11 protein-coding genes are annotated in these 13,014 nt (G+C 37.3%); 8 read left to right on the forward strand and 3 right to left on the reverse strand.

Annotated features, from left to right (window positions below; genetic code table 11):
* Nucleotides 1–215: 215 nt before the first annotated feature.
* Together rpoH and AC27H3_RS07720 are read left to right on the forward strand one after the other, a co-directional pair.
* The gene (gene rpoH / locus AC27H3_RS07715; RefSeq protein ID WP_487105066.1) at nt 216–1,079 is read left to right on the forward strand and encodes an RNA polymerase sigma factor RpoH; all 864 of its coding nucleotides are present in this window, start codon (nt 216–218) and stop codon (nt 1,077–1,079) included.
* 405 nt (nt 1,080–1,484) lie between these two features.
* Nucleotides 1,485–4,103, forward strand: coding sequence for a bifunctional diguanylate cyclase/phosphodiesterase (locus AC27H3_RS07720; protein ID WP_487105068.1), 2,619 nt, complete (start codon nt 1,485–1,487; stop codon nt 4,101–4,103).
* Between the two features lie 21 nt (nt 4,104–4,124).
* Here AC27H3_RS07720 and AC27H3_RS07725 read toward each other — a convergent pair whose 3' ends face one another.
* On the reverse strand, nt 4,125–5,099 hold the full coding sequence (locus AC27H3_RS07725; protein ID WP_487105070.1) for a hypothetical protein: 975 nt from the start codon (nt 5,097–5,099) through the stop codon (nt 4,125–4,127).
* A gap of 100 nt (nt 5,100–5,199) precedes the next feature.
* On the opposite strand from AC27H3_RS07725, the gene tatA reads away from it, so the two are divergent.
* The 6 genes from tatA to hemB all read left to right on the forward strand — a co-directional run bounded on the left by tatA (nt 5,200) and on the right by hemB (nt 9,978).
* Nucleotides 5,200–5,448, forward strand: coding sequence for a Sec-independent protein translocase subunit TatA (gene tatA, locus AC27H3_RS07730; RefSeq protein WP_487105072.1), 249 nt, complete (start codon nt 5,200–5,202; stop codon nt 5,446–5,448).
* Nucleotides 5,448–5,816 (forward strand): Sec-independent protein translocase protein TatB, encoded by a 369-nt coding sequence (gene tatB, locus AC27H3_RS07735; protein ID WP_085300789.1) that lies wholly within the window; start codon nt 5,448–5,450, stop codon nt 5,814–5,816. The genes tatA and tatB overlap by 1 nt, the downstream gene beginning before the upstream one ends.
* Entirely contained in the window at nt 5,813–6,559 is a 747-nt protein-coding gene (gene tatC / locus AC27H3_RS07740; protein ID WP_487105074.1) for a twin-arginine translocase subunit TatC, read from the forward strand. The genes tatB and tatC overlap by 4 nt, the downstream gene beginning before the upstream one ends.
* Before the next feature lie 69 nt (nt 6,560–6,628).
* Nucleotides 6,629–7,423, forward strand: a complete 795-nt coding sequence (locus AC27H3_RS07745; RefSeq protein ID WP_487105076.1) for a TatD family hydrolase — start codon at nt 6,629–6,631, stop codon at nt 7,421–7,423.
* Nucleotides 7,416–8,861 (forward strand): sensor domain-containing diguanylate cyclase, encoded by a 1,446-nt coding sequence (locus tag AC27H3_RS07750; protein WP_487105078.1) that lies wholly within the window; start codon nt 7,416–7,418, stop codon nt 8,859–8,861. The genes AC27H3_RS07745 and AC27H3_RS07750 overlap by 8 nt, the downstream gene beginning before the upstream one ends.
* 100 nt (nt 8,862–8,961) lie before the next feature.
* The gene (hemB, locus tag AC27H3_RS07755) at nt 8,962–9,978 is read left to right on the forward strand and encodes a porphobilinogen synthase (protein WP_487105080.1); all 1,017 of its coding nucleotides are present in this window, start codon (nt 8,962–8,964) and stop codon (nt 9,976–9,978) included.
* A 120-nt stretch (nt 9,979–10,098) separates the two neighbouring features.
* On the opposite strand, the gene AC27H3_RS07760 is transcribed toward hemB, so the two are convergent.
* Both AC27H3_RS07760 and rhlB read right to left on the reverse strand, forming a co-directional pair.
* Complete coding sequence (locus AC27H3_RS07760) at nt 10,099–11,607, reverse strand: Ppx/GppA phosphatase family protein (RefSeq protein WP_487105082.1); 1,509 nt, start codon at nt 11,605–11,607, stop codon at nt 10,099–10,101.
* A 3-nt stretch (nt 11,608–11,610) separates the two neighbouring features.
* Nucleotides 11,611–12,876, reverse strand: a complete 1,266-nt coding sequence (rhlB, locus tag AC27H3_RS07765; protein WP_085300795.1) for an ATP-dependent RNA helicase RhlB — start codon at nt 12,874–12,876, stop codon at nt 11,611–11,613.
* Nucleotides 12,877–13,014 lie beyond the last annotated feature (138 nt).

Genomic DNA, 13,014 nt, shown 5'->3' on the forward strand with positions numbered 1-13,014 from the left:
AATATTTTTATTATGATGACAAAAATTAACAGTTTGTTGACAAAAAAATTGAAAGAGACTGTTGTTTAGCAGTGTCTTCTAAGCTAATGTTGGCCTATTAAAATCGTGATAATCGGTCATCCCCCTTACTTACATTACCATTGAAACTATATTTTGAGGTGATTTAGGTAAATATGTTATAATCGCGAGCTAGAATTAGAAAGAGGAGTTATTAAATGAGTGAATCAATGCAATCAATGGCGTTAACTGTTCCGCAAAGCGGCAGCATTGAAGCATACGTGCAATCTTCGTATAGCATTCCAATGCTTAGTGCTGAAAAAGAGCATGAGTTAGCAACTCGTTTATATTCTGAAAATGATTTAAAAGCGGCCCAAGAGCTAATTATGTCGCATCTTCGTTTTGTAATTCATGTTGCAAAAGGCTATGCAGGCTACGGTTTACCACAAGCTGATTTAATTCAGGAAGGCAATATAGGGCTAATGAAAGCGGTAAAACGCTTCAATCCTGAAGTAGGCGTTCGCTTAGTATCGTTTGCAGTACACTGGATTAAAGCTGAAATTCATGAGTTTGTATTAAAGAATTGGCGCATAGTTAAAGTTGCTACAACTAAAGCTCAACGAAAGTTGTTTTTCAATTTACGTAAAAATAAAAAACGTTTAGGTTGGTTTAGTCATGAAGAAGTCAGTAACGTTGCCGAAACGCTAGGTGTTACAACTAAAGATGTTTTGGAAATGGAATCTCGTATGAGTAACCAAGACCAAGCTTTTGAGTTATCAACTGACGATGATGACAGCGCTAATGCGAGCACATACTCACCTGCGCAATACTTAGAAGACAAACAATCTGATCTTGCTACAGAAGTAGAAGATTCAAATTGGGAGCAGCATGCTAATAAAAGGCTGAGTAACGCTTTAGTTAGTCTTGACGATCGTAGCCAAGATATCATTCGTACTCGTTGGTTGCTTGATGATAAGTCAACTTTACAAGAGTTAGCGAATAAATATGAAATATCTGCTGAACGTGTTCGCCAATTAGAGAAAAATGCACTAGCAAAACTAAAAGGTGCTATGGCTACTTAATCTCAAACAATTAACTTAAACCGGCTTGTGCCGGTTTTTTTATGTTTAAATTAAATTCCCAACCTTACCTAATGAAGTATTTGAACTAGTAATAGTTAAGCGTATTTCGGCTTTTATTTGAAGCATGAAAGTTATTTTTTGATTATTTGATTATTATAATAGCATTAGCCATGTAAAATCTTATTACGCTGAGGTTATTCAAAATCATTGATATGACTTGTATTACAAAGGGCTATGGCTTGGGTGGGGGCAGAAGTGATGGCGATATCATGGCTTTTATAAATAACCTCAAGTGTATTGAGATGAATGACATTGATTAAATTGCGCTTAGGTCTAGCTTATCAAATTTATTTTGTTAGACTAACCGTATAAAAATAATACTAATAATAAAATGGAATTTCCAAAATGGAATTGCCGACGACGGAAACTACACAAGCGGTACGTCAACTTCCTAGGTTAAAGCGCTTACTTAGAAAATATAGACATATTAAAACGATGCAATCAGGTTTATTACAACTGTCTGAGTTAGCCAGTGCTGTAACTGACATGGATGCGTTTTATAATGCACTTGAATCTGTAATCAAAACCCTATTGGTTACTGATAGTTTCCATATCGCACTTTTAAATTCCTCTGATGAGTTAAAATTAACCCATTGTCATAATCCATTAGAAAAAGGCTTGTGCGAGCAAGTTGATCTAAGCCATTGGCAAAAAACTCTGTCGGGCTTAGTGATTGTGCGTCAACAAAAGTTACATTGCTCTGCAAATAAACGAATAGATTTAGCGAATGCTGATGAAATTAAATTATATGACTCTGAATTTAAAGACTGGCTAGGTGTTCCACTCAAAAGAGACGAGCAAGTTATTGGCGTTATAGCCTTACAAAGTTATGATAAAGCATTAAAATTTTCAGCAAAAGATTGCCAAATTTTAGAAGGTATTGCCGAACATTTAGTAACGGCAATCGATCGGGTTCGCAGCCGAGAATTACTAGAATCGAGCATTGAGCAGCGTACATTAGTGTTAACGCAAACTAACCAGCAGTTACAGCGTGAAATTGCTGAAAGACAGCAAGCGGTTAAAACACATCAAGTCTTACTGAATATTTCTGAACTAACGGCTAAATCCTATGCTATAGATGAATTCTATCAAGCGCTGCATCATGAAATCAGTAAATTATTGCCAGCAAAAAACTTTTATATTGCCTTATTATCTGATGATAAAAGCCAATTAGCGTTTCCCTATTATTGCAATGAAAAGTCTAAACAACCGAAAACACGAGCGCTTAGTGATGGACTTTCAGAGATTACTATAAGAGCGAGAAAGCCCATACTGTTGAGTGACAGAATGGTTTATACGTTGGCAGAGCAAGGTGAAGTAACTCAACGTGCATTTACGCAAGCATACCCTGAAGATAAATTGCCTCAGGCGTTTTTAGCCGCACCATTATCTGACCAAGGTGAAGTTTTTGGTGTTATTGCGATTCAACATTATCAAGATAAAAATGCTTATCAGACTAAAGATCTTGAGCTTCTTCGTTTTGTTAGTCACCATATTTCGATAGAGATTTTACGAAAAAAAGTTCAGCAACAAGCGCTGCAAAGTCATGAAGCACTTGAGAAAATGATAAATAAACGAACTGAAGAGCTACAAGCGACTAATTTAAATTTACGCATGCAAATCGAGGAAAGACGCAAAGCTGAAGCACGTTTATACCATGAGGCGCATCACGACGGCCTAACCGAACTGCCTAATCGAGCAATGTTTTCAGATCGACTAACCTATGCCATTCGTCACCTAAAACGTCACCCTCATCATAGATTTGCGGTTTTATTTATCGATTTAGATCGATTTAAAATGATTAATGACACATTAGGCCATCATGCAGGTGATCAATTCCTAATTGAAATTGCCCGTAGATTACAAGATTGTGTTCGCGATAATGACATTTTGGCGAGGTTAGGAGGCGATGAATTTGTCGTGCTGCTTGATTCGTTGCAGTCTCCTGATGATATGGAAGAAATAGCTACACGTATAATTACTTCAATTGCACAACCTTTTGAATTAGAAGGTCATACGTTATATTCAAATGCCAGTATAGGGATTGCTCAAAGTCGTATTAGCTATAAAGACGCTAATGAAGTATTACGAGATGCCGATGCGGCAATGTACCAAGCTAAAAGTTTAGGGCGCGGTCGTTATGTTTTCTTCGACGATAGTATGCGAGAAAAAATTATTGCGAGTATGACCCTTGAGCAAGAGCTTAGGCAGGCAATAAAAAGTAAACAGTTTGAGTTACATTATCAAAAAATATCAGACTTAACCTCTACGAAAACCTTAGGCTTTGAAGTACTTTTACGCTGGAAGCATCCTACTAAAGGCTTATTAACACCTAGCGAGTTTCTTTTTATGGCAGAAGAAACGGGTATGATTTTAGAAATAGAAACATGGGTTATTGAAGAAGTTTGTCTGCAGTTGAAACTGTGGAAGCAATCTAAAGAATATGAGAATGCTTATATTGGGATTAACCTATCTGGAAGGCATTTAATTCAAGCAAATCAATTAACAAAACTTATGGGGCTCATCAGCGATAATACTATCGAGCCAGAACGACTTATTTTAGAGTTTAACGAGTCTGCGTTTGCTCGTCATACTGAATTAGCGCTTAAGGGACTACGAAAACTGAAAGAATTTGGTGTAAAGTTAGCTTTAGATGATTATGGTGCAGGCTTATCCTCTTTTAATTTTTTACATAACTACCCTTTTGAGTTTATTAAGCTCGACCGTAGCTTTATCCGTGCGATAAACCAAAATGATAAAAATCTTTCATTAGTAAAAGCATTGCATGAACTAGGCACTAAATTTGGTTATCGCTTAGTTGCTGAAGGCATTGAGTCTGAAGGGATGTTAAAGAAATTACAAAATGTTGGTTGCGAATTTGGTCAGGGATATCATATCAGCCGACCTGGAAAAATAGAAAAAGATATAGCTCAAAGTAATGTCGTTGCTATGCATCGGGCATAGCATCGGGCAATATGCACACGCTTAGCCTTTATGAAAAAAACCTTCGACACGCAATGCAATGCCAGGAGTTGTTCTATAGTTTTTTTCCTCTGGAAACTCCAAAAAAGGTTCGATTTCAAAAAATAACCAATCTCGAAGTGCGTTAAAGCGATATCGATAACCTAAAGTATAATTATCAACTACGAAGCCTCTAGCACCATTTCGTTCACCTTCTACTTGTAAGCTGATTACTGATGCCGTGGTATCGTTAATTTGGTGTAATTTATAAAAGCCATGCTTCCACCTAATGCCACTAAACTCTGCTGAGCCTCGAATACTATAATTAATACGAAATTGAGATTTTTTACTGAGTTGGTAATCATATTCTAGTAAAAGTTTAGTTCCCAGGCCTTCGTCGAGAAAATAATAAACTGATGGTTCAACTAAAAAATTTTGTGTAGGGCTCAAGTTAAGTCGGCGTTTATGTCTTGCTCTAACAAATATATCGCCTCCTGAAATACCCACACGATAGTTCATTAAACGATCTTCTTTTTTTTCTTGAGTGTAGTTTAATGCTAAAGAAAACTTTTCTTCTTCGATACTTGATTTCGTGTTTGCTGACTCTAAAGGCAAATTATTGAGATCATCATCAGCTTCATCTGATAACACTAGGCTAACTCTGTCTTGTAAATGCGGCAATTTTACTCGCACTCGAAATCGCGTTTTTACTTCGCTCCAGTCACGGCTTTTCGGCAGCCAAGCAAAACGAATTTTTGCGGTTGTAGTAGGGCTTTGTTGCTCTTCACTATCATTTGCGATAAAAAAACTATCAAACCATTGTGCAGATTGATAAACGGTATCTGAAACCGTTTCATGCAATCCTTGCATCCAGTGATCATCTTTTTGTTCAACCTGTGCTTTTTCTTCTTCTGCAGTAAAAGCTAATGCTGAATTTGCAAATACAAAGTAAAAAAATACTAAGCATATCTGCCCATAACATGGTTTTTTACAATTCATTCTTATCAAATTTTGTTTTACCTCATCATTTAGCATATCAGTTGGTGATTTTATTTCTATAAACTTTATAATGAATTCAATTAAATTATAGGAGTTTTTTATGGGCGGTATAAGTATTTGGCAATTATTAATTATTGCAGTGATTGTTGTGTTGTTATTTGGCACTAAAAAATTACGTAATTTAGGCACTGATTTAGGTTCAGCTATTAAAGGTTTTAAAGGTGCGGTATCAGATGAACCGGCTAAAAAAGAGCAATCGTCAGAAACTGACTCTGCTAAGGGTGATAGTTTAGGTGATAGCACTGCAAGCAAGCGCAACGTTGATGAAAAAGAGAAAGATAAAGTCTAATGTTTGATATCGGCTTTTGGGAATTATTATTAATCGCTATTATTGGCTTAGTTGTACTCGGTCCTGAGCGATTACCCGTTGCAATTCGAACTGTACGTGGTTGGATCGCGAGTATTCGAGGCTTTAGTGAGGGCGTTAAAAACGAACTTACTGAAGAACTTCGCATTCAAGAGTTGCATGCCAACCTAAAAAAAGCTGAGCAAGCAGGCATGAAAGATTTGTCGCCAGAGCTAGAGGCTTCAGTTAAGTCTCTAAAAGAAGCGGCAGAAATGGTCAATAACCCCTATCAGACAGCTGAACAGTCAATAAAGTCTAATGATGAAATTGAAAAGCTAAATGATAATAAAGATGAAAAGCAGGTTAAATGAGTTCAGCTGCTAAACAAAACTATACGTTATTCGATCACTTGTTAGAACTGAGAACACGGCTATTACATGCTGTATTGGGTGTTCTTGTGGTGTTTTGTGCGTTAATATATTTCGCTCAAGATATTTACCAATATGTTGCTCAACCACTTTTGGCGGTAATGCCAGAAGGCACGCAGATGATCGCAACTGATGTAGCATCACCTTTTTTTACGCCTTTTAAACTGACAATAGTTTTATCAATATTTATTACTATGCCTTACATTTTATATCAAATGTGGTCGTTTATTGCGCCTGGTTTATATAAAAATGAAAAGCGTTTAATTGCGCCTTTAATGGTTGGTAGTACATTATTGTTTTATGGTGGAATTGCATTTGCTTACTACATTGTATTTCCAGTAGCTTTTACATTTTTTTCATCTGTTGCTCCTGATGGTGTAACTATAGCAACTGATATTAGTAGTTATTTAGATTTTGTCTTAAAACTTTTTTTTGCTTTTGGGGCCGCATTTGAAATCCCAATTGCTATCATTCTTTTATGTTGGACTGGTGTAACAACGCCTGACAGTTTACGCACTAAACGCCCTTATATTGTTGTAGGTGCATTTATTATTGGTATGCTACTTACGCCACCAGATATTATTTCTCAAACAATGCTGGCAGTGCCAATGCTGTTGCTATTCGAGTTAGGCATTATTATCGCTTCGCTTTATTATAAAGAAGAAGACACGACGGATGAAAAATAATGCCTCAAAGTTCGACTAAGATAAAAGCAAATTTTTTGAGTGTTTTAGCTAAAAGTAAAGAGTTTACTCTTGATTGATATCGGTGTGAATTTAACCAACACGCGCTTTGATAAAGATCGAAGTGAAATGCTTATACGTGCCCAGCGGGCAAATGTTAGCGCGATAGTGGTTACAGGCACCAGCGTTGAAGAAAGTAAGCAAGCTATAAGCCTTTGTCAGCAATACCCTGAGTATTTACATAGTACTGTTGGTATTCACCCGCATGATGCTGATAACGCAGCGATAAATTTTCAAGAGCAATTAGCGGTTTTAGCCAACAATAAATGTGTGAAGGCCATTGGTGAATGCGGATTAGACTTTAATCGTAATTTCTCAACGGTAGAGAACCAAAAAAGAGTTTTTTCAGAGCAAGTAAAGTTAGCTTCAGAACTGCAATTACCTTTGTTTTTGCATCAAAGAGATGCTTTTGAGCCTTGGTTTGAAATACTAACGCCATACTTTTCTAAAGTTCCTGCTATGGTTTCTCATTGCTTTACCGGAAATAAAAAAGAGTTAGAGCAATGTTTAGCCGCTGGTATGTATATAGGTATAACAGGCTGGTTATGTGATGAACGAAGAGGACAAGAGCTTCGTGATATTGTTTCTTTAATTCCATTAGATCGTCTAATGATTGAAACGGATGCGCCTTATTTAACTCCAAGAAACATTCGACCAAAGCCTAAAAGTAGCCGTAACGAACCTAGCTATTTACCTTATATTATTAAGACTTTGGCTGAATTAATGCCTTTTAGCGAGCAAGATATAATTAAACAAACTACGCTTAATTCAGAAACATTTTTTAGTATAAGCACTAGCAATGTATAACCTAATTAGCCGTTTAGTTATTTATTTTATAATCATATTTTGCTCCTTTAATGTGATGGCTCAAGGCGCACGTGTATTAACAAAAACAGACTTTACTTTTCAATTACATGGCCAGCATGTTTTTATCGGCAGTAGTTTAATATTAATTCTTATGTGCCTTACATGGGCTAGAGCTTCACGAAGCTATAGCATGGCAATGTTGGCGTTATTTTTTGCTGTAAAGTCATTAGGTATTTTAGTTGCTGGTGGCGCTTCTTTACTCGCACTTTTAACTAGTAACCCCTATTTTCTAAATGCTGAGAGTGTGTTGCTTGCCAGTAGCGCTAACATTCTGTTTTTTATTTTTACAATTAAGTTATTTTCCTTAAAAAAAAATAAGCATAAAAGCTATCAACTGTTACTGCGCTTATCTATTATTATAGCTCTGAGTGTGCCTTTAAGTTTTATTACCCACCCCAGTAACACTTGGCTATTAACACAAATACCAACCTCAATAAGCTTACTCGCTTTGTTGTATATTTTCAGATACGAAAAAGCCATTGACCTTGATTTACTCTCAATATTTTCACCAATTCTGATGATACAATTAAGCTTTAATCTTTTAGCTTTTATGTTGTACTACCTCGGCTTCTCTTCATACGTTATAAATTGTTTTGATATGCTCGCCTTTTGGGTGATGGCTATTATGGCGACTTATTTGATGGGGCATAAATATTACTGTCAATTACGTGATGAAAAGTTAGCTCAACAACAAGCACTTTCAAGCATAAAAGCTTCAGAAATAGCACAAAAAGAAATATCAAGATTACAAGATGAAAGCCAAGAGCAATTAGAAAGCCGCGTGCAAGAACGGACTTTAGAGTTAAATATAGCGTTACAAGAGTTAGAAGTTGTTAATCAAGAATTAAAAGAAAAAAATACGCTTGATGAGCTATCTGGGCTATATAATCGACGTTATTATGATCAAAAAATAGTGGCTGAATTTAGACGTAGTCGTCGCAATTTAACACCGTTAAGTCTTATTCTCGTAGATATAGATCACTTTAAGCGTGTTAATGATAACTTTGGCCATTTGGCTGGCGATAAATGCATTGTAGAAGTTGCAGGTATGATTAAATCTTTACTGCGTCGAAGTTCAGATGTGGGCTGTAGATATGGTGGGGAAGAGTTTTGTTTAATTTTACCCGAAACCGATGCTCAAGGTGCTTTAGCACTTGCACAAGAGATATGTCAGAGTGTTAGGCAACAACAGGTTTATAGCAATGAAAACATCATTACATTATCTGTAAGTTGTGGTGTTACAACTTATCAGCAAGAGAAAGAGATCACACCAGAAATTATTTTTGATTACGTAGATAAAGCACTTTATAAAGCAAAACAAGCAGGCCGGGATCAAGTGCAAGTTATACCAATAGAAAGATCAACCCAGCCACGGTAATACGGTTGAAATCAAATGGCGGCTTAAGATAGCTCCTAATGCATATCGTCGTATATTACATTTTTGTTTGAATAGAATTTACATTGTTATAGGAAAGAGTATGAACAACGTTTTTGGTCAATATCCTGCCCGTCGAATGCGCCGCATGCGCTCTGATAATTTTTCACGACGTTTAATGTCAGAGCATCAATTGACGGTTAATGATTTAATCTATCCCGTTTTTGTTTTAGAAGGTGAAAACCAATGTGAAACTATTGAATCGATGCCTGGAGTTGAGCGCAAAAGTATCGATTTATTATTGGCAGAGTGTGAAGAGTTAACCGACTTAGGCATACCTGCTATCGCTATTTTTCCGGTAACACCTGCAGATAAAAAGTCATTGTTAGCAGAAGAAGCCTATAATCCTGATGGTTTAGCTCAGCGCACTGTTCGTGCAGTAAAGGCCAAGTTTCCTCGTTTAGGGGTGATCACCGATGTTGCCTTAGACCCTTTTACGACGCATGGCCAAGATGGCATTATTGATGAGCAAGGCTATGTGCTCAACGATATAACCAAAGATATTTTAGTGAAGCAAGCCCTATCTCATGCCCAAGCAGGTGCCGATATTGTTGCACCATCAGATATGATGGATGGCCGTATTACTGCAATTCGTCAAATATTAGAAACACACCACTATGTTAATACTAAAATACTGGCTTATTCAGCCAAATATGCCTCAAGTTACTATGGTCCGTTTCGCGATGCGGTAGGCTCGGCAGGCAACATTAAAGGGGGCAATAAGTTCTCTTACCAAATGGATCCTGCCAACAGTAATGAAGCACTGCATGAAGTTGCCCAAGATATTTATGAAGGCGCAGACATGGTAATGATTAAGCCAGGCATGCCATATTTAGATATAGTTCGCCGAGTGAAAGATAATTTTCAAGTGCCAACCTATGCTTATCAAGTGAGTGGTGAATATGCCATGCATATGGCAGCTATTCAAAACGGCTGGTTGGCTGAAAAGCCTTGCGTAATGGAAGGTTTACTCGCCTTTAAACGTGCAGGAGCCGACGGTATATTAACCTACTTTGCAAAACAAGTGGCGCGCTGGTTAAAAGCAGAACAAACAAGCTAAAACGCTGAGTTATATCAGGCGTGAAAAATAAAGAAAGAGAATGGCCGTGATAAATATTGATTGCGGCTTTTTTATGTGTGAATTTCAATTATTCATCAATGTTTATAGCTAAAATATAATCTATACTTTATCGAGCTCCAGGCTATAACCAAGTATGGCAATGTGTTCATTCTCTTGCGCTAATTCATCATGAATGAGCGTGTGTTGTAACAACCATTGCTGCGGCAAACTAAGCTGCAAACACTTGTCATTTAGCGATACAGCATAGTCGGGTAATGTCTGATCATTGCGGTGACGACATAATCTTACTGCTAAGCGCAGAATAATTAATAATTTTTTAGCGCTATGATCATCAATAGCTGATTGCTGTTCAATAAGGGCTAAATTTATATCTCCTTTATACAAGGTGACCAAACTGACCAGTAGTTGCCGCTCTGATTGATTAAAACCCGCTAAGTCAGCATGAGCTAAAATATAGGCACTATGTTGCTGATGGTGCTTGTACTCTAGTAATAAGCCTATTTCATGCAAGTCAGCACTAACTAGTAAAAGTGCAAGCGCATTACCATCAGGTAAATCCCAAATAGATTTAAGCTGTAAATAAAGCGTTTCTATTTGACGTTTTACGCTATTAGCATGCCGCTGATCAATATGAAAACGTTGGCTCAATGCTGTAATGGTTCTTTGGCGAACGTTAGAAGTGCTTTGCTCTGGTAGCATTTCGTATAACAAGCCTTCGCGTAATGCACCACTAGAAAGTGTTAACTCTTTAATCGACAACTGTTGAAATAAGGCAATTAAAATAGCTAAGCCACTAGCAATAACTGGGCTCCTTTCGCTAGATAACCCTGCTAAGTTAATCTTGTCAATTTGATTAAAATGCAATATTTGCGCTTTAACCTGATAGAGAAACTCTAGCGAAATAACACTCGGCTTATGCTGATAAATTAGCATTTCCGCTAACGCTTGCATGGTACCCGAGCCACCAAGAACACATTGCCAGCCAATATCACAAAATTCATTTTTTATTGGCGCAATAATAAACTCAGCAGCACAAATCGCTTGGTTAAAGTGTTCGTTTGATAACTCGCCATGAGGAAAGTATTGCTGACTATAAGTCACACAACCAAGATTAAGGCTATGGGCCTTTTTAACCTTGAAGCCTCGACCAACAATAAGTTCTGTACTAGCACCGCCAATATCTAAAACCAAACGTTTGTCAGCACTTAAACTGGTATGAGCAACACCAAGATATATATGTTCAGCTTCTTCAATACCGCTTAGTAAGTTAACAGGATGCCCTAACACTGCTTCAGCTTTAGCAATAAACTCGTCGCGATTTTTTGCTAACCTTAAAGTGGCGGTAGCAACAATACGAATATTTTTTTGAGGGATGTCTTGTAAGTGTTCAGCAAAAAAACGTAAGCATTCTAAGCCTTTTGCCATCGTTTGCTCAGATAATATATTGTTAGTATCTAAGCCAGCAGCGAGTCGAACTTTACGCTTGATTTTATCAACAACTTGCACGCTATCGGCAAGTTGTCGAGTAATTAACATATGGAAGCTATTAGAGCCTAAATCGACCACAGCATATAGAGGTGATAAAAGCTCCAGGGACGTGGTCGACATCAACTAACTGTTCCTTTGAGGCCTATTGCCAGAACTACGACTGCGGTTTTGGCCACCATTATGAGGCTTATGACGACGTTGACGAGGCTTAGGTCGAGGTAGGTCGGTCAATAATGCATCGTGATCATATTTACTTACAGGCAAGGCATGTTCAATATAGGTTTCAATGGCTGGTAAATTAAATACATATTGTTCACAGGCTAAACTAATAGCATGACCGGTAGCACCAGCACGACCCGTTCTACCTATGCGATGAACATAATCTTCACAATCATCAGGTAAATCGTAGTTAAATACATGCGTAACGGCTGGAATATGCAAACCACGTGCTGCTACATCAGTAGCCACTAAAACATCTAATTGGCCAGCGGTAAACTGCTCCAAAATTTTCAAACGTTTCTTTTGAATAACATCGCCAGTGAGCATGCCAACGCGAATTTTATCTGCTTCTAAGTGAGCGTGAATTTTTTCACAAACATGTTTAGTGTTGGCAAAAATAATCGCTTTATCAGGCCAATCTTCTTCAATTAAGGTTTGTAGTAAGCGCATTTTATCTTCATTAGAAGGGTAAAATAGCTCTTCTGTTATGCGAATATTAGTTTTTTGATCAGGTTCTACTTCAACGCTGTCAGGTTCGTTCATGTGTTCAAAAGCTAACTCTTTAACACGAAAAGATAAGGTTGCAGAATAAAGCATGCTCAAACGCTCAGTTGCTGCCGGCATCTTGTTAAACATGTAACGAATATCTTTGATAAAGCCTAAATCGAACATACGATCAGCTTCATCAAGCACTACAACTTCAATATTATTGAGGTTATAAATGCCTTGTTTTAAGTAATCAAGTAAGCGGCCACAAGTGCCAATTAAAATATCTACACCTTGTTCAAGTTCTAAACGTTGGCTTTCGTAACCTTCACCACCATAAACACATCCTAGGCGTAAACCTGTGCTTTTTGCCATTGCGATAGCGTCGCGATGAATTTGAATAGCAAGCTCACGTGTTGGCGCCATAATTAAGGCGCGCGGTTGATTGTGGCTAACATTTTTTTTCTGTAATAAATGATGGAATGTTGCGGCTAAGAAGGCAATGGTTTTACCTTCGCCGGTTTGTGCTTGACCGGCAATATCTTTGCCTGTCATCAATATAGGTAAAGACTTTGCTTGAATTGCAGTGCAATATTCAAAGCCCATAGATTCGAGGCCGCTAACAACGGTAGGCTCGAGCTTAAGTTCCGAGAACTTTATTTCTGTTAAGTGTGTTTTTTTCATACCGCAAGCTTAACACCTTACGCTATTAATAAAAATTAGATTCACATAAAAGCGACAATAAAATGATAGCTTTAGTTGATTTTTTAATTTAAATGCCCATTACTGTTATATGTGATTTAAATTTATTACCTATAACTG

This window comes from Colwellia sp. NW0002-52-1 (genome assembly GCF_057550865.1).